Consider the following 18,406-nt stretch of genomic DNA (forward strand, 5'->3'; position numbering starts at 1 on the left):
TGCTCCACCTTTGCTTACCTTACTGTCGCCCTTTGCTAAACTAACCCTAAAAAAAAAGACCTGAATGCAGTAAGCTGCCTTCAGGTCATGGTTTTATTTTATTTACTGTTGTGATTTGCTTTAGATTAAGAACAATGGTGAAAATACCAATGATACAATGGTCATCAGTTTAATTAAGATATTGATCGAAGGTCCGGAAGTATCCTTAAATGGATCCCCAACAGTAAATAAAATAAAACCAAGACCTGAATGCAGCTTACTGCATTCAGGTCTTTTTTTTTAGGGTTAGTTTAGCAAAGGGCGACAGTAAGGTAAGCAAAGGTGGAGCAAAGGGGGACGGTTTTTCTTGTGTCAACCCTATTTCTTTTCTATGGATGACACAAAAGAACCGTCCCCCTGTGCCGTCCCCCTGTGCGAAGCGACGCACTCAAACTTAAAAAACCCATAAATTGCACCCGAATATACATAATATGATTGACAAAATAATAATCCAATACTATAATTTAAACAAAAGGAGTGATAAAATGATAAAAAGCGTGTACAGTTTAATGCTATTTGATGAAATAGTTGAAAAGATAGACCAGATTGCCTATGAAAACAACACCAACCGCTCCCAACTGATCAATGATATCCTGGCCGAAAAAATCGGCCTGGTAACGCCGGAACAGAAAATCCAAAAAATTCTCGAACAGCTTGACGAAAATTTCAGCGATACCTTATCAGTCAGCCAAATCAATAAAAATTCCAGCATTCAATTCGGCAAGAGCCTGAAATATAAGTATCGCCCCAAGGTGCGTTACAGTTACGAATTTATCAGCAGTAAGCGGGGTAAATATGCCGTCCTAAAAATCAGCTCCCGAACCAAGTCTGAAAATCTGAATGATCACTTCGACGAATTTTTCAAGCTGATTGCCGGCATTGAAAAAGAACAGCGAGCTGATCATGGAGATTTGGCAGAAAACTTGACCAATCATAAGTTTGTCCGGGCCTTTGAGAATGAAGGCGAGCTAACCCAAGACATCGAAACCGTCACCGACAACCTGACCCGCTACCTAAAAATGATCGACCGCGCCATGAACGCTTATTTTTCACAAGTCGACGAAGCCGAACTAACAGACCTGGTCACCATCCTGGAAACCATTTATCGCGAAGACTACAAAAAAAGAAACCACGATTAAAGTAAACACAAGGTAAGCAAAAGGGAAGTAAAGGGTAAGTAAAAGGTAAGAAGCAAAGGGGAACGGCTCCTCTTGTGTCAACCTAATTTTTTCCCAGAAGACACAGGTAAGCACAGGGGGACGGTTTTTCTTGTGTCAACCTAATTTTCTCTCATTGACGACACAAAAGAACCGTCCCCCTGTGCGATCCCAAAACCAAACCAAAGAAACGAGGTAAAAACGATGGATATGAACTTATTCACCCAAAAATCATTAGAAGCAATCAAAACGGCGGAGCTGATCGCCGGAGAATATAACCACATGGAAATTGAACCAGAGCATTTGCTGATGGGGCTGATTACCCAGGAAAATGGCGTAGTCGGCCGGATCTTTGACCGCTTGGGCAAAAATTCCCACGCCATTGCCGAAGAACTGCGCCGCGAAATCGGCCGGATGCCCAGTGTTTCAGGACCCGGCCGCGAGCAGGGCAAGATCTATGTCAGTGCCGATACCGATAAGGTCTTAAATGAATCCTATAAGGAAGCAAAAAAACTGGATGACCAGTATATTTCGGTCGAGTGTATCTTGCTGGCGCTATACAGTCTGGGCAAAAAATCTAAAGCTGTGGAAACCCTGGAGCGCTATGGCATCGCTAAAAAAGAGGTCGAGAATGTCTTAAAAGAAGTCCGCGGCGGACAGCGGGTTGTCAACGACCATCCTGAGGTCACCTATGAGGCCTTAAACCAATACGGTCACGATCTGGTCCAGGATGCCATCGACAATAAGCTTGATCCGGTGATCGGCCGGGACTCCGAAATCCGTCACGCGATCCGGATCTTAAGCCGTAAAACCAAAAACAATCCGGTTCTGATTGGCGAGCCTGGGGTTGGTAAAACTGCCATCGTCGAAGGCTTAGCAATGCGGATCGTGGCCGGAGATGTCCCTGAAGGACTAAAAGACAAACGGATCATCGCCCTCGATCTGGGTGCTCTGGTAGCTGGAGCTAAATACCGCGGTGAGTTTGAAGAACGCCTCAAAGCAGTCCTAAAAGAAGTGGTCGACAGCAACGGTGAAATCGTCTTGTTTATTGACGAGCTCCATAATATTGTCGGTGCCGGCAAAACCGAAGGCGCCATGGATGCCGGCAATATGTTAAAACCAATGCTGGCCCGTGGCGAGCTCCATTGTATCGGGGCGACCACCCTCGACGAATATCGACAACACATCGAAAAAGACCCGGCGCTGGAACGGCGTTTCCAACCGGTATTAGTCGATGAGCCGACGGTCGAAGATACCATCTCGATCCTGCGTGGCTTAAAGGACACCTACGAACGTTACCACGGGGTGCAGATTCTTGATACCGCCCTGGTCGCCGCGGCCACCTTATCCAACCGCTATATCTCCGACCGCTTTTTGCCCGATAAGGCGATCGATTTAATTGACGAGGCCTGTGCAAAGATCCGTACCGAAATGGACTCGATGCCTGAAGAAATGGACGAGGTTCGCCGCAAGATGATGCAGCTAGAAATTGAAGAGGTCGCCCTCAAAAAAGAGAAGGACACCCTCAGCAAGGAACGGCTGGAACGGCTCCAGAAAGAACTGGTTGAATATAAAGAACGCTTCAATACCATGAGCATTCAATGGGAAAATGAAAAGCAGTCAGCTGATACCTTAAAATCCCTCCAGGAAGAATTGAACCAGCTCACCTACGAACGCGAAAAAGCGATCCGCGAAGGCGATTACCGCAAGGCCTCCGAATTGGAATACGGACTGATCCCCGAAAAAACTGCCAAAATTGAGGCGATCAAACGAAAAGCCGATGAAAAAGGTGACGAAGATAGTCTCAAACGAGAAAAGGTCACCGAAGAAGAAATCGCTGAGATTATCTCCGACTGGACCAATATCCCCTTAAGTAAACTGGTCTCCGGCGAGCGGGAAAAACTGCTGGCGCTGGAAGATACCTTAAAACAACGGGTTATCGGCCAGGAAGAACCAATCATCAAGGTGGTTGACGCGATTATCCGCTCGCGAGCCGGCATTAAAAATCCCAACAGCCCAATTGGCAGCTTCATGTTCTTAGGCCCTACCGGGGTCGGCAAAACCGAGCTGGCCAAAGCTGTCGCCGCGACCCTCTTTGATTCTGAAGAAAACATGATCCGCATCGATATGAGTGAGTATATGGAAAAATTCTCAGTCTCACGGTTAATCGGGGCACCTCCGGGATATGTCGGCTATGAAGAAGGGGGCCAGCTAACTGAAGCCGTCCGCCGTAAACCCTATGCGGTGATCTTGCTCGATGAAATTGAAAAGGCCCATAAGGATGTTTTCAATATCCTACTGCAGATTCTCGATGATGGCCGGATTACCGACTCCCAGGGACGAACCGTCGATTTCAAAAACACCATCATCATCATGACCTCCAATATTGGTTCTGAATATCTGCTAGAAGGAATCAACGCCTTTGGTGAAATCACCGAGCAAACTGAAGCCGCAGTGATGGAGATGCTCAAGAATTACTTCCGGCCAGAATTTTTAAACCGGATCGATGAGGTAGTGCTCTACAAACCGCTTAACAAAGAAGCAATCAGACAAATCGTCAGCCTGCTCCTAAAAGATCTACAAAAGCGGCTCGAGGAACGCCGAATCACCGTCACCCTGACCCAGCCGGCCATCGACGCCGTCATCGAAATGGGCTTCGACCCAGCCTATGGTGCCCGACCATTAAAACGCTACCTACAGAAACACATCGAAACCATGGTCGGCAAAGAAATTATCAAAGGCAATGTCCACGAAGGTCAGGCGATCACCATCGACGTCGACCCCAACGGCGACTTCTATATGGCTTAAATAAGCAAAAGAGTAAGCAAAAGGCGAAGGTAAGAAAATGCGGTAAAGTAAGCACAAGGGGACGGTTTTTCTTGTGTCAACCCTATATCTTTTCCATGGACGACACAAAAGAACCGTCCCCTTGTGCGTTAAACGTCCCCCTGTGCGCTGTCGCTATGTGCGCTCCGCCCCCCCGTTGAAATTTAACAAACACCACCAAAAAAAAGTTGCCTCAAACGATTTAATAATATATACTTCTAGAGGAGACATTTAACCTACAAAAAAATAAGCAAAAAAAGTGTGAAACAAAAGAGCCCAGGGGAACGGTTTTTCTTGTGTCAACCAAGTAAGCAAAGGGGGACGGTTTTTCTTGTGTCAACCTATTTATTTTCCATGGACGACACAAAAGAGTAAGCACAGGGGGACGGTTTTTCTTGTGTCAACCTATTCTTTTCCAATGGACGACACAAAAGAACCGTCCCCCTGTGCGCAAAAGAACCGTCCCCCTGTGCGCAACCCCCCTGTGCGCCCCCCACCAATACAAAAAAAGAAGGGAATTGTTAATGGAAGAAATTAGTTTAAGAGAGATCCTTGACCTTTTGCAGGAAAATTGGAAAATGATCGTCATCATCCCCCTGCTATTAGTTGGATTTACAGCTGCCGGTACGATATTTTTAATTGACAAAACATACAGCAGCAGTACAACGCTGATTGTCGGTAAACCTGAAGGCTATTCAAGTACCATCTCCGATACCGCCAACGAATTGCGGATCAACCAACAATTAGTTGGAACATATAGCGAAATAGCTAAAAGCAAATCAGTGATGACCCAGGTAAATTCAGCCTTGAATCTAGGCTTTAGCGATGCTGAACTGGCCAATATGATCACCGTTGCCACCGTCAATAACACCGAACTGATCAAGATAAGTGTGATCTCAGAAGACCCGGTACAGTCGGCAACGATTGCCAATAAGACCGCCGAAATATTTATGACCGATGTCGCCGAGCTGATGAAGATCAATAACCTGCAAGTTGTTGATGAAGCGGTTGTCAACAGTGGTGCAGTCGGCCCCAACCTCAAACTAAACCTGGCGATTGCGCTGCTATTGGGGCTAATCATCAGTGTCGGGATCATATTTGTAAAAGAAGCCTTAAATACCACCGTCAAGACAGTGGATCAGCTTAAAAACCTGGCCGGAGATGTGTCGATTATTGGCATCATTCCAGAGTGTCAGGAATTGACATTGAACGGAGAAAAATAATGCAAGATACAATTGTCACACATTTAACCCCAAAGTCGCCAATATCTGAAGCCTTTCGCAATATGCGTACCAACGTGCTGTTTTCAGATATCGACAATGAAAGAAAGGTACTGGCCATTACCAGCTGTGGCGGCAGCGAAGGAAAAACAACCATCCTGGCCAATTATGGGGTGACCCTTTGTCAAAGCGGTAAGCGGATTTTGATCATTGATTGCGACTTAAGAAAACCCCAGGTCCATCGCCGCTTTGAGCTGGATAATAGTACCGGGCTGACAAACTTATTATTAAAAGAAATTAAAACCGTCGATGCTTTTCGCAAAACTGAGGTCCCCAATCTTTTTGCAATTTCAGCCGGACCGATTCCGCCAAACCCCTCTGAAATCCTGGCCAGCCGGCGAATGGCAGAAATAATCGAAGAATTAAAACTGCACTTTGACTATATTTTATTAGATACCCCACCCTTGGGGATGGTCACCGATGCAGCAGTATTAAACCCGGTGGTCGATGGCTATATTGTTTTGGCATCGCTTGGAAGCGTCCATCGCGACGCCTTGCTTAACGTTCTCGATACCTTTAAAAAAATCAATGCCCACGTTGTCGGTATTGTGGCCAACAAGGTGCCAATTTCAAAGAAATTTTCAAAATATGGTTATTATAGTGCCTATGCCTATTACGGCGATGAGAACCAGCCCCGTCAGAAAGCGAAAAAAGAAAAGAAAAAATGGCGAAAAGATGGGCTGATTAAAAAAATAGAGCCACTGATTGAACAGGGCGTCAACGAACGGACAGAGCCAAATCCCGCGGAATAATCAATTAGCCCAAAAAGATCGGAAAAGTCCAAAAACGCACCATTATTCATCATATTAGTTGACATGAGTTCAGCAAAGATGCTAATATTAAGCTGCAATTACTATAAAAATTTCTAAAAAATTTCAAGGAGGGTAAAATGAAACGAAACCAGTTAAGTCTTGTTATGGTACTGATGCTTTTGGCGATGATTTTTTCATCCGCCACAACCGTTTTTGCAAATCCCAATGATCAGGTTATTGGAGCGGTACAAGGTTCATCCCTGCCAGCATCCTATGCATCCCAGATCACCAGCTTTTTAAGAGATGCAGACAAGGTACTGACCCAGGAGTCGGCCGATGCCATCTGTGGGAATATCTACGCCGCCGAAGGGATTCTGCAGCAGGGTATGGCCAATGGCGGCTTGTCCGATTCTGATATTATGGCGATCCAGGGTCTTTTTGACGCAGCCTGTGGAGCGGCCAATTTTGTTGTTGCCGAAGTCGGCACGCAGCCCGATGGTGGCACCAGTGTGACCGTGTATGATCCCGAGTCGCAAAAATCGGCGACCGTCCAGGGTAACTCTGTCAGCGTAGCCTCAACATCGCAAAGCGCAGCTGGGGCTACTGGGGCAGCCGTTTCAGCCGATGTCAAGGCAGCTGCTAAAACCACCGCAATCACCAAGACCGGGCTTGATAACCGCTTGTTTATCGTCGCTGGAATCATGGGCCTGCTAACCATTGCCATCAGCATCGTCGTTTACCGAAAGCTTAAAGCACAATAGCCGGATAATTAAATAAAAATAAGTAAAAAAATAAAAATAAGTAAAAGAATAAAAATAAATAAAAAATTGAATAAAAAATCAATAGAAAGAATAATGAGATGAAAAAAGAGAAGACAAACCAGTACGATAGGTCCTCTCGCAGTAAAAGAAAAAGCAAGATAGGGGTATTATGGTTTGCCCCTTTTTTTCTTTTAACTGTGACGCTGATTGTATTGACAATCGCATCCCGTCCCTATATCGATTTTGCCTTTTCAATGGCTAGAATGTTTTTAGTTGATGAACGGCTAATTAGTAATAGCGAGACAGTAACCACTGCGCCAGGCAAATTCCCCTCGTTTGGCGAAGAATTCGGAAGAATCAAAATTGAAAAGATTGCCTTAATGGGGGCCCTTTATCAGGGTGACACCGAAGATATTCTCAGTAAGGGGATCGGTCACTTTTATGGTTCGGCACTGCCTGGCGAAGGTTCGAATGTCGTTTTCAGCGCCCATCGCAATACCTATTTTGGGCAGCTGGGCGCCTTAACACCGGGAGATCGGGTTAGCCTGGAGACTTCTGGTGGCGAGTTTGTTTATGAAATGGTCGATGCACTGATTATCTCAGAATATGATGAGCAATACATTATGCCAACATCGGACGAGCTGCTAACCTTGCTGACCTGCTATCCCTTTGATTTTATCGGTGAAACCGCCGACCGTTATATCGTCCGCTGTCGGCTAGTCAGTGGCCCGCAAAATGCCTGGGGAGGTGTCTAAGATGACAATTGCAAAAGATCTCTTAAGAATACTGATTTCCTTCCTGCTCATTTTGGTCTTAATCGCACTTCAGGCGATTTTATTCCTCGATGCAATTTTACTTAACCCGATTTCCTATTACGAATATATCAATACCCCAGCCTATTATGACAAACTCAAAGAACAGATTGATTTTGGTTTAGAAGAGGTCGGTCGCTTTACCAATATCCCCGGCGAACTGCTGACCGGGGCAGTTACCGATGGTGAAATAAAAGACTATACCCAAACGGCGATCAAAGAGATGATCGCCTATTTACGGGGCGACCGTCAGGACTACAGCCTCAAATACGATACATCAGCGATCAAAGCCAAGCTTGAGACCCATGTAAAGGACTATGCGGCCAAAAATAATCGGCCATATGATGAACAACTAGCCGCAGAAACCCAGAAGATTAGCAATATGGCCGGAAGCCGAATTGAAAGCTATGCGATGGTGATTGACCCAGCCCTGCTAAAACAATTTGGCGCCGATAAAAAAATCCAGCAGGTGCTCAGCAAAATTCGGCTTGCCGAAGCCGGTCTGGTGTTAGCGATGCTCTTGCTGGTCTTCTTGCTGTGGCTAACCAATAAAAATCACCGGATGCGGACACTCTGGTGGTCCGGTTCGGCTTTGCTGGTCAGCTCAATTGTCCTGCTGATCCCTGGCATCGTGATTAAGTTTATGAATGTCGCCGGCCGGGTCGGCTTGACCGATAATTACGTAACCTGGGTGCTAGAACGGTCGATCAATACGATGCTGATGAAATGGAATCTGATGCAGGGCTTGTTTTTAATCATCGGAGTACTACTAATGTTGGGATATGTCTTATATCGTCGCAAACAAATTTTAAAATCAGCCAGCTAAAGTTAAATCAGCCAATCATTACTAACCATACTTAAACAATAAACGTTATAAAAAAAGCCGAAACCATCGTGAAGATGGCCACGGTTTTTTTTATTGACAAGAAACTTTGACATTTGCTAAAGATTCTGATTAATTTATTGTAACTCTTTAAGAAAAATTTAAAAAATCGCGTCACACAACTTGCCACAGATTGAAATCGTCTTTTTTTTGTGGTAGAATGACAGGGTGTCGTTGGCGAAGATAAAAATACGAATATACTAATCGAGTTAATAGTAGGATTGCTTAATGCAGACTTAAAGAGTTTAATACAATATATATTAGAAAATAGTGATTATAAGTTGACGAATGTATGGGTATGCCCTATAATTGATAACAATATGGTGTGCTTTAATAATAATAAATGCTCAAAAATAAAACAATAGGAGATAATAATGCTGAACTATAAAAAAGATCAAATGAACAGAGTAATGATGCTAATGGTTTTAGACCTTATGATGTTCGCAGCGTCCTATTATATTTCATATTTACTTCGTTTTAATTTTATCATCCCTTCAGGCATGTTCTGGGGGATCAGCAAGCTTCTTGTTGGGGCAATTATGATTAAGTTAATGGTGTTCATGGTTGCCGGCATGTATAAAACGCTGTGGCGCTATGCCAGCATTGAAGAAATGCTGCAAGTTGTAATCGCGGTATTTATCGCAAACGCCTTTGCCAATATTAGCCTCGGGATCATGGGTGCGGATTTACCAAATTCGGTGCTGGTGCTCACGATGATGTTTGATTTTATTTTAGCCGGCGGGGTACGCCTCTCTTATCGGTTGGCACGACGGTTAAAAAAGAAGCATGCCGGAGCAGATTGTCCCAAAGACGAACAGGTGCTGATTTTTGGGGCTGGTCAGGCGGGCATCAAAATGGTTAAAGACCTGATGATCAATGCTAAAACCAAGCGTTATAATATTGTCGGCTTTCTCGATGATGACCCCTTAAAAGAAGGTAAAAAAGTCAAAGGCATTCCCGTTCTGGGCAACCGCTATGCCTTTGATAAGGTCGTCAAGCAGTATAACATCAGCCAGATTATTATTGCCTGCCCGGGCTGCCATAGCCACGTGATCAAGGAAGTAGCAGAACTTGCAGGTGCCACTCAGCTACCGGTAAAAATTTTGCCGGGTTTTGATGAATTACTTAATTATGATGTCAACGTCAGTCGTTTAAGAGACCTGCAGATTGAAGATCTGCTAAACCGCGACGAGGTCGAATTAGACAAAGAACAGATCTCAGCCTTTATCAAAGGTAAAAGAGTGATGATCACCGGCGGTGGTGGTTCCATCGGTTCAGAACTGTGTCGCCAGATTATCCGCTTTAAACCGCGGGAAATGATTGTCCTGGATATCTATGAAAATTCCCTTTATCATCTGGAGTTGGAATTAGCCGAATACCTCGAAAAAGAAAAAATATACGGCACCACGGTAGATTTAGAAATTGCCTCGATCCGCGACAAAAAGCGCATCAATCAGCTGTTTGAGCTCTACCGGCCGCAGGTTGTCTTTCATGCCGCAGCCCATAAGCATGTGCCCCTAATGGAAAAAACCCCCAAAGAGGCCGTCAAAAATAATGTCTTTGGAACAAAGAATCTCCTGGATGCCTCGGTTAAATATCGGGTTGAAAAGTTTGTTCAAATTTCGACCGACAAGGCTGTCAAACCTACCAACGTCATGGGCGCCACAAAAAGGGTCTGTGAAATATTGGTGCAAATGTATAATCATGCCTACAAAACAGATTTTGTAGCCGTCCGCTTTGGCAATGTACTGGGAAGTAATGGCAGTGTGATCCCTATTTTTAAAAATCAGATTGCCAGTGGCGGCCCGATAACGGTTACCCATAAGGATATAACCCGCTATTTTATGACAATTCCGGAAGCAACCCAACTGGTTCTTCAGGCCGGCTCGATTGCCAAAGGCGGCGAGATTTTTGTCCTCAACATGGGAGATTCCGTAAAAATTGTCGAGTTGGCTGAAAAAATGATCCGTCTATCCGGGCTTCGACCCTATACCGACATTCCGATTATCTTTACCGGTTTACGACCGGGCGAAAAGCTCTATGAAGAGTTGTCTTATAATTTAAAAACCTTTGATCCGACCATCCATGCCGACATCTTCGTAGAAAATCTCTGGGCAGTCGAAAAAAGCTGGATGGAGCGAGAGATGGAACAGCTAAAAATGGCGGCTGAAATCGGCAGTGATGAAGACGTCATCAACCGCTTAAAATCAATCGTCCCAGATTATTTACCAAACCGCCTTATTATGCCGTTTGAAATAGAAATAGAAAAAGTCAAAGAAGGGATTCATGATGATCGATATACACGCACACTTGTTGCCGGGAGTGGATGATGGTGCCGGAAGCCTGGCTGAAAGCCTGGCCATGATCCGCCGGGCCAAACAACAAGGTTTCCGGGGAATTGTCCTAACTCCCCATTTTTATCCCGATAATGATATGACATCGAGTATCGCAGCAAACCAAGCCCAGCTTGAAAACCTCAAGCAGGCCGTCCGCCAAGCAGGGATTGAGATCTTTCTGTTTTTAGGTAATGAGATCTTCTATTGCCAGGATACCCTTACCCAGCTCGAACAAGGCTGCTACACCACTTTAAATAACAGCCGTTATCTATTGGTTGAAACGATCCGCCATTCATTGGACTGCTACAGCTTTACGGTGTTTCTCAATCAATTGCGACTCCGCGGTTACATCCCGATTCTAGCCCACCCGGAACGCTATCAGTTTATCCAGAATGACCCCAATGTGCTGGTGCGGTTAATCCAGGATGGCAATCTGGCCCAGCTTAATCTGCTTAGTTTAACTGGCTATTATGGCAGCGATGCCAAGGCCACCGCTGAGATTTTACTAACCCACAACATGGTGCACTTTCTAGCCAGTGATGCCCACAGCACCAAAGCCTATGAGCGCTTTGGCCTGGCGCTAGATGAGGCGACCAAATTGGTGGGTCAAAAGCGGGTCGCCAAACTGCTAGAAGACAACCCCCAGCGGGTGCTGGTTGATGAAAAAATTGCGACGATGGAAGCCTGCTATTATGAAGCAGCCCAAAAGCGAAAAAAGTCTTTGCTGGGGATCTGGAAAAAGCAAGTCCAGTTAGGCTAAAAAGTAAGATTTAAAGTAAAACAAAAGTAAAATAAAAAGTTGACTAAAGAAGTTGGAATTCTGTTACAATAATAAAGGAGACGTTTTATGGTTTATGGAGTAATTAAACGAAGTGTGGATATCATTCTCTCGCTGTTAGGGCTGATCCTATTGAGCCCACTATTTTTGATCTTGATTATTGCCATCAAGCTGGATTCGAAGGGACCGGTATTATTTAAACAAAAACGGGTCGGGATTTATAAAAGCCATTTTTATATTTTAAAATTTCGCACCATGCGAATCGATACACCTAAAGACGTGGCCACCCATTTATTGCCTAACCCTGACCAGTACATCACCCGAATGGGTAAATTCTTAAGAAAAACCAGCCTCGATGAGCTGCCGCAAATTATTAATATCTTAAAAGGTCAAATGAGCATCGTCGGACCACGGCCAGCCCTGTGGAATCAGTATGATCTGATTGCTGAGCGCGATAAATATGGCGCCAATGATGTAGCCGTCGGCTTAACTGGCTGGGCTCAGATCAATGGGCGGGATGAGCTGCCAATTGAAGTGAAAGCAAAGTTGGATGGAGAATATGTAAAACGGCGAGGGCTGTGGTTTGATATCAAGTGTGTTTTTTGTACGGTGGAGTGTGTATGTAAGCGGGATGGGGTTGTCGAAGGTGGCACCGGAACCTTGGTCCGCCAGGAAGTGTCGCCTTTGGATGAGCGGGGCTAGTGTGAAGGCCTCGGCAGTTTGGCTTAAGTAGGATGAGTTTACAATTTAATGATGAAATGAGAAGTTATTGCATGAGGGGATTTGTGGATTTGGATATGAGGATGGCAGCGAGGAAGAGGCAGATGACTAAATGCGACTGAAGGATGGGAGGAGTTCGTCTTTTGGTGGCGTTTTTTTTGTGTTTGAAAATTTACCGGAGTGAATTTTTAAAATGCCATGAGAAAGTAATCCCGTAATTAAATAACTTTCGCAAGCACATGTAGTATTGTGTTGTGGCGGAAGAGATAGGTATGGTGGGATGGTTAAAAAAAAGTACATGGATTTGCACCGATCGAATTGATTGGAGTTATTGTAATTATCGTTATTATCGTTATTATCGGTATAATTGCTATGCCGATGTATGGTGGGTTTATGCAAGATGTTGATCTAAGCAACTACTCGAAAAATTCGATGAGTTGAAAATTTTATAATAAGTTGTAATGAACGTAGAGTAAGAAGTACCGAAGAGTGCCGTATAAGAACAAAGTGAAAGTAGGTGAGTAGAATTGGCTAAAGATAATTTAGAAAGAAGCACATATCTCTCTATAAAAGAAATTCTAACCAGTGCTCGCGAGAAAGCCTATAAAGCCGTTAATTTTGCCATGGTTGAAGCTTACTGGAATGTAGGTAAGCTGATTGTAGAAGCTCAAGATGGAAATGAACGTGCTGAATATGGTGACTATTTACTTAAAAATATATCAAAAGAACTTACTAAAGAATTTGGTAAAGGATTTACTATTACCAATTTAAAGTATATGCGCCAGTTTTACCTTGCCTTTTCAAAAGGTCACACACTGTGTGACCAATTGTCTTGGTCGCACTACAGACTTTTGTCGAAAATCGATGATGAAAACATTAGACGTTTTTATGTAGATGAATGTGTAGAAGGCAATTGGAGTGTAAGACAGTTAGAACGGCAAATTAACTCGTTCTATTATCAAAGAATTCTTGCAAGCCAGAACAAGCAGAACGTTCGAAATGAAATTAAACAGCTGGAAAAAGGAATACAGGCGGAAGATATCATCAAAGATCCATTTGTGCTTGAATTTATGGGCTTGAATGATCATCGGGATTTCACAGAAATTGAAGTTGAAAAAGCTTTAATGGACAATCTGCAGAAATTTCTTTTAGAGCTTGGCAAAGGCTTTTCATTCGTTGCAAGACAGAAAAGAATTACTGCAGAGGGAGATCATTTCTATATAGATCTAGTTTTTTATAATTATATCTTGAAATGCTTTATTCTTATTGATTTGAAGGTGGGTAAACTGAGTCATCAAGATATTGGACAAATGGATTTTTATGTAAGATATTTTGAGAATGAGATTAAATCAGATTCTGATAATCCGACAATAGGCATTATCTTATCGTCTGAAAGAAATGAAACGGTTGTAAAATACTCTGTGTTAGAGGAAAGTAAGCAGCTTTTTTCTGCTAAATACCTTCCTTATTTACCTACAGAGGAAGAACTAAAGAAGGAATTGAAGCGGGAGAGGAATTTGATTGAAATTGAGAAAGGGTTGCAAGATTAGTCACGCACTGCGTGACCAATTAACGATTTCAGTATGGGCATAATTTGCCTAAACTAATTCAGAGATAGGTCATATTTGAGTTGTTGCATAATATGCAACAACTGAGAGAATTTATGTAATTGAACTCGAGGAGATTAAAAATGAACTATAAAGGATTCCTTGACAGTTGGAAAGTAACAATGAATTTACGTTTGGAACACATTATGTGTACAATAGTCATAACCGAAAATGTAGTCCAACTAAAAAAATCAGACTACAGGCTTGAATCCAGTAATATCAATGTTTTAAAGGTTTTGTAGTCTATGTAGTCTGAGAAATCGCAAAATTTTTGATTGGATGTATATATCGACGTGAGTATGGTGAAAGGATAAATAGCTGATAGTTGGACAGTTGGAAAGTAGACAGGAAAAGCTTTTGAACTTCCTGACCAACTGACCAACCGACCAACTGACCAACTAATAACCCGGAGGTTTCGCAATGTACGATGATACTAGCAAATTAATAGTGTGGCAAAGATCTCATGAGTTGGTCTTAAAAATATATGAAGTTACAAAAAGCTTTCCAAAAGACGAGCAGTTCGGCTTGACATCTCAGGTTAGACGAGCGGCTGTTTCGATACCTAGCAATATTGTAGAAGGCAAAGCAAGAGGGTCTAATAAAGATTTTAACAGGTTTTTACTGATAGCTAGAGGTTCTCTTGAAGAAGTGAAATATCAGATGCTATTGGCTAAGGATTTGAAATATATAGATGAAGTAGTTTATAAAGAAATGTACAGGAGCATGGATGAAGTTGGTAGATTGCTAGGTGGGTTGATAAATAAGTTGGCCAGCAGACAGTAGACGGTTGGACAGGAAGAGCTTTTGATTTTTCCTGATTACTGACCAACTGACCAACCGACCAACCGACCAACTCAAAACGAGGTGAAGTATGAAGCGAGTTTTAATCACTGGTAAGAACAGTTACATCGGTACATCTCTTGAGAATTGGCTCATGAGAGAACCTGATAAATATAAAGTGGATACGGTTGATATGAAGGATGGGTTGTGGAAAGAGAAAGACTTCTCTCAATATGATGTTATTTTTCATGTAGCTGGGATTGCTCATGTGTCAACCGATCCCAAGATGGAAGAGCTCTACTATAAAGTAAATAGAGACTTAACGATTGAAACTGCTGAGAAGGCCAAGGCAGAAGGTGTAAAGCAGTTCGTTTTTATGAGCAGTATTATTGTCTATGGTGATAGTAGCAGTTGTAAGCGAGTCATTGATAAAAATACAGCTCCAACGCCAAGTAATTACTATGGAAACAGCAAGTTACAGGCAGAAGAAGGGATCAAGCATTTAGAATCAGATGATTTTAAGACTGTATTACTTAGACCACCTATGATTTATGGGAGAGGTTCTAAAGGGAACTATCCAAGACTTGCGAATATGGCCAAGAAGATAGCGATGTTTCCTGACGTCGATAATGAGCGCAGTATGCTTCATATAGACAATCTATGTGAGTTCATTAAGGTCATGATTGACTATGAAGAGACCGGGTTGTATTTTCCACAGAACAAGGAGTATGTAAAAACCAGTGAACTGGTTAAGACGATTGCTGAAGTTCATGGGAAGAAGATTGTGATGACGAAGTTGTTTAATCCTGTGTTGAGATTGATGTTTGGAATTGGAACAGTGAATAAGGTATTCGGCAATTTGGTTTATGAGAAGTCTATGAGTGACTATGATAAGGCGAATTATCGAATAAGAGATTTTAGAGAATCTATTGAGTTGACCGAGAAATAATTAGGAAGGGTGGATAAAAGCTTGGAAAAACATATATTAGTAATCGCGCAATATTTCTACCCTGAACAGTTTCGTATCAACGATATTTGTACAGAGTGGGTAAAAAGAGGATACAAAGTAACCGTGGTTACAGGCATTCCAAATTACCCTCAAGGCAAATATTATGATGGGTATGGACTTTTCAAGAAGAGAAAAGAAACCTATAACGGTATAGATATCATAAGAATTCCTTTGATTCCAAGAGGAAACAATGCAATCATGCTTGCTCTTAATTACTTGTCATTCGTAGTGTCGGGTTTCTTCTGGAAAGCTTTTACTAAGGTTAAGTCGGATTATGTATTTATTTTTGAAGTTTCTCCAATGACCCAGGCACTTCCTGGCGTGTGGTATGCCAAGAAAAGAAAGATTCCATGTTACTTGTATGTTCAAGATCTATGGCCTGAAAATGTTGAAATAATAACTGGAATCAAGAATAAGAAAATTATTGGTGCTATTGGTAAAATGGTTGACTACATATATAGAGGCTGTACTAGGATATTTACCACGTCAGAGAGCTTTGTGAAGTCTATTCATGATCGTGGAGTTCCACTAGATAAAATCGCGTACTGGCCGCAATATGCTGAAGATTTTTATATTCCGATTGAGGAAATGAGTATCCCAGAGATACCCAAAGATGATGCGTTCAATATCATTTTTGCAGGGAATATTGGAGCAGCCCAAGGGTTAGATATTCTGCCAAAAGCAGCAGAAATCATAAAGACTAAATCTGAAAAACAGATAAGATTTAATATCGTTGGAGATGGCAGATATAAGAATGAGTTTGTAAACATAGTCAATGCTAAGGGATTGGATGATATGTTTAATTTCATCCCCAAGCAACCGGCAACTAGAATACCAGAGTTCATGGCTGCTAGTGATGCTGCTTTTCTTAGTTTGACGGATAGCCCATTATTTGCGATGACTATACCTGCTAAGCTTCAATCATATATGGCTTGTGGTATTCCCAATATTGCATCTGCAGCGGGTGAAACCGCCAAGATTATCAAAGAATCTAACTCTGGATTATGTGGCAAACCAGGGAATGCAGAAGAACTAGCTGACAATATTATGAAGCTATCTAGCAAGTCCAGAGAAGAACTTGAGATATTAGGCGATAATGCTAGGAAGTATTATGATAGTCATTTTAATAAAACTATTTTGCTAGATAAGATGGACATATATTTTGACAAACAGTATGGAGTGGAGGAAAAGTTAAATGTTTAAAGGAAAGACTTTACTAATCACAGGTGGAACAGGTTCTTTTGGAAATGCAGTAATGAAAAGATTCTTAAATACAGATATTAAAGAAATTCGTATTTTTTCTCGTGACGAAAAGAAACAAGATGATATGAGAAAGTTATACAAGAATGATAAATTGAAGTTTTATATAGGAGATGTTAGAGATCTTGCAAGTGTTAAAAACGCTATGCATGGAGTGGACTATATCTTTCATGCAGCGGCTCTTAAGCAAGTACCTTCTTGTGAGTTTTTTCCTCTTGAGGCGGTAAAAACTAATGTATTAGGAACAGATAATGTATTGTCTGGTGCGATTGAGATGGGAGTTAAAAAGGTAATATGTCTCTCTACAGATAAGGCAGCCTATCCGATCAACGCAATGGGAATATCAAAAGCAATGATGGAGAAGGTGTTTGTAGCTAAAGCAAAAACTGTTGATTTTGATAGAACACTTATTTGTGGTACAAGGTATGGGAATGTAATGGCATCTAGAGGATCTGTGATTCCGTTGTTTATTGATCAGATTAAGAATGGACAACCACTGACAGTAACTGATCCAAATATGACAAGGTTTCTAATGAGTCTTGAAGAAGCTGTTGAGCTTGTTGTGTTTGCATTCCAGAACGCTGAAGCTGGAGATATTATGGTTCAGAAGTCACCTGCATCAACTATAGGAGACTTAGCTCAAGCAGTTAAGGAACTTTTCAAAGCAGATAACGAAATCAAAGTAATTGGTACTCGTCACGGAGAGAAACTTTATGAGACACTTCTAACAAAAGAAGAGCATGTTGTAGCAAAAGATATGGGTGGATTCTATAGAGTGCCTGCTGATAGGAGAGATTTAAACTACGATAAGTACTTTGTTGAAGGAGATCAGAAGCTTTCATCCGAAGATGAGTACAACTCTCATAATACAGAAAGGCTTAATATTGAACAGATTAAAGAGAAGTTATTACAGCTTGATTATGTAAGAGAACAATTGGAAAGTTGGGATAGATAATGAAAATTTTAGTCACTGGGGCAAAGGGATTCATAGGAAAAAACTTAATAGCAGAGCTGAGAAATAGAAAGCACACTCAAATTTTTGAATATGCTCGAGATACAGATTCTTCTCTACTTGATGAGTATTGTAAAGAGGCTGACTTTGTGTTTCATCTCGCGGGAGTTAACCGTCCAAAAGAACAATCTGAGTTTATGGAAGGTAACTTTGGTTTCACCTCCGATCTATTAGATTCTCTTAAGAAACATAATAACACATTTGGAAATCTGTAAACAAGAACTTTAGATCCAGTTTCTTTGCCATAAGCAAGCAAAAGATCTTCTCCCGCCTTCTTACTTTCACCATAAGGATTATCTAGCTCAGCTTGATTATGTAAGAGAACAATTGGAAAGTTGGGATAGATAATGAAAATTTTAGTCACTGGGGCAAAGGGATTCATAGGAAAAAACTT

General features: G+C 42.2%; 16 protein-coding genes and 1 pseudogene. 16 read left to right on the top strand and 1 reads right to left on the bottom strand.

Translation table 11 applies throughout. From position 1 onward, the window contains the following. Positions 1 to 120: 120 nt before the first annotated feature. A pseudogene (locus QZ998_RS15645) lies at positions 121 to 225 on the bottom strand (sodium/proton-translocating pyrophosphatase); the annotation flags it as partial. 299 nt (positions 226 to 524) lie between these two features. On the opposite strand from QZ998_RS15645, the gene QZ998_RS15650 reads away from it, so the two are divergent. The 16 genes from QZ998_RS15650 (at position 525) to QZ998_RS15725 (ending at position 18,227) form a co-directional block, all read left to right on the top strand. Next, positions 525 to 1,178 (top strand): hypothetical protein, encoded by a 654-nt coding sequence (locus QZ998_RS15650; RefSeq protein ID WP_296561771.1) that lies wholly within the window; start codon positions 525 to 527, stop codon positions 1,176 to 1,178. A 222-nt stretch (positions 1,179 to 1,400) separates the two neighbouring features. Then, positions 1,401 to 4,004 carry an ATP-dependent chaperone ClpB gene (gene clpB, locus QZ998_RS15655; RefSeq protein ID WP_296561772.1) on the top strand — a complete coding sequence of 868 codons (2,604 nt, stop codon included), beginning with the start codon at positions 1,401 to 1,403 and terminating at the stop codon, positions 4,002 to 4,004. Between the two features lie 542 nt (positions 4,005 to 4,546). After that, positions 4,547 to 5,245 carry a Wzz/FepE/Etk N-terminal domain-containing protein gene (locus QZ998_RS15660; RefSeq protein WP_296561773.1) on the top strand — a complete coding sequence of 233 codons (699 nt, stop codon included), beginning with the start codon at positions 4,547 to 4,549 and terminating at the stop codon, positions 5,243 to 5,245. Beyond that, the gene (locus QZ998_RS15665) at positions 5,245 to 6,054 is read left to right on the top strand and encodes a CpsD/CapB family tyrosine-protein kinase (protein WP_296561774.1); all 810 of its coding nucleotides are present in this window, start codon (positions 5,245 to 5,247) and stop codon (positions 6,052 to 6,054) included. The genes QZ998_RS15660 and QZ998_RS15665 overlap by 1 nt, the downstream gene beginning before the upstream one ends. 137 nt (positions 6,055 to 6,191) lie before the next feature. After that, complete coding sequence (locus QZ998_RS15670; RefSeq protein WP_296561775.1) at positions 6,192 to 6,815, top strand: hypothetical protein; 624 nt, start codon at positions 6,192 to 6,194, stop codon at positions 6,813 to 6,815. Positions 6,816 to 7,012: 197 nt separating this feature from the next. Further along, positions 7,013 to 7,570, top strand: coding sequence for a class D sortase (locus QZ998_RS15675; protein WP_296561776.1), 558 nt, complete (start codon positions 7,013 to 7,015; stop codon positions 7,568 to 7,570). 1 nt (position 7,571) lies between these two features. After that, entirely contained in the window at positions 7,572 to 8,453 is an 882-nt protein-coding gene (locus tag QZ998_RS15680; protein ID WP_296561777.1) for a hypothetical protein, read from the top strand. A gap of 431 nt (positions 8,454 to 8,884) precedes the next feature. Further along, entirely contained in the window at positions 8,885 to 10,840 is a 1,956-nt protein-coding gene (locus QZ998_RS15685; RefSeq protein ID WP_296561778.1) for a nucleoside-diphosphate sugar epimerase/dehydratase, read from the top strand. Further along, positions 10,800 to 11,606 (top strand): CpsB/CapC family capsule biosynthesis tyrosine phosphatase, encoded by an 807-nt coding sequence (locus QZ998_RS15690; RefSeq protein WP_296561779.1) that lies wholly within the window; start codon positions 10,800 to 10,802, stop codon positions 11,604 to 11,606. Before QZ998_RS15685 ends, QZ998_RS15690 begins: the two co-directional genes overlap by 41 nt. Before the next feature lie 87 nt (positions 11,607 to 11,693). After that, the gene (locus QZ998_RS15695) at positions 11,694 to 12,326 is read left to right on the top strand and encodes a sugar transferase (RefSeq protein ID WP_296561780.1); all 633 of its coding nucleotides are present in this window, start codon (positions 11,694 to 11,696) and stop codon (positions 12,324 to 12,326) included. A gap of 545 nt (positions 12,327 to 12,871) precedes the next feature. After that, positions 12,872 to 13,894 (top strand): PDDEXK nuclease domain-containing protein, encoded by a 1,023-nt coding sequence (locus QZ998_RS15700; protein WP_296561781.1) that lies wholly within the window; start codon positions 12,872 to 12,874, stop codon positions 13,892 to 13,894. A 477-nt stretch (positions 13,895 to 14,371) separates the two neighbouring features. Further along, on the top strand, positions 14,372 to 14,734 hold the full coding sequence (locus tag QZ998_RS15705) for a four helix bundle protein (RefSeq protein ID WP_296561782.1): 363 nt from the start codon (positions 14,372 to 14,374) through the stop codon (positions 14,732 to 14,734). Between the two features lie 88 nt (positions 14,735 to 14,822). Next, positions 14,823 to 15,680 (top strand): NAD-dependent epimerase/dehydratase family protein, encoded by an 858-nt coding sequence (locus tag QZ998_RS15710; RefSeq protein WP_296561783.1) that lies wholly within the window; start codon positions 14,823 to 14,825, stop codon positions 15,678 to 15,680. A 21-nt stretch (positions 15,681 to 15,701) separates the two neighbouring features. After that, positions 15,702 to 16,943, top strand: a complete 1,242-nt coding sequence (locus tag QZ998_RS15715) for a glycosyltransferase family 4 protein (RefSeq protein ID WP_296561784.1) — start codon at positions 15,702 to 15,704, stop codon at positions 16,941 to 16,943. Further along, the gene (locus QZ998_RS15720) at positions 16,936 to 17,955 is read left to right on the top strand and encodes a polysaccharide biosynthesis protein (protein WP_296561785.1); all 1,020 of its coding nucleotides are present in this window, start codon (positions 16,936 to 16,938) and stop codon (positions 17,953 to 17,955) included. The genes QZ998_RS15715 and QZ998_RS15720 overlap by 8 nt, the downstream gene beginning before the upstream one ends. Continuing rightward, the gene (locus QZ998_RS15725; RefSeq protein ID WP_366512468.1) at positions 17,955 to 18,227 is read left to right on the top strand and encodes an NAD-dependent epimerase/dehydratase family protein; all 273 of its coding nucleotides are present in this window, start codon (positions 17,955 to 17,957) and stop codon (positions 18,225 to 18,227) included. Before QZ998_RS15720 ends, QZ998_RS15725 begins: the two co-directional genes overlap by 1 nt. The last annotated feature ends 179 nt before the right edge of the window (positions 18,228 to 18,406 follow it).

This window comes from uncultured Acetobacterium sp. (genome assembly GCF_927416815.1).
GTDB lineage: Bacteria > Bacillota > Clostridia > Eubacteriales > Eubacteriaceae > Acetobacterium.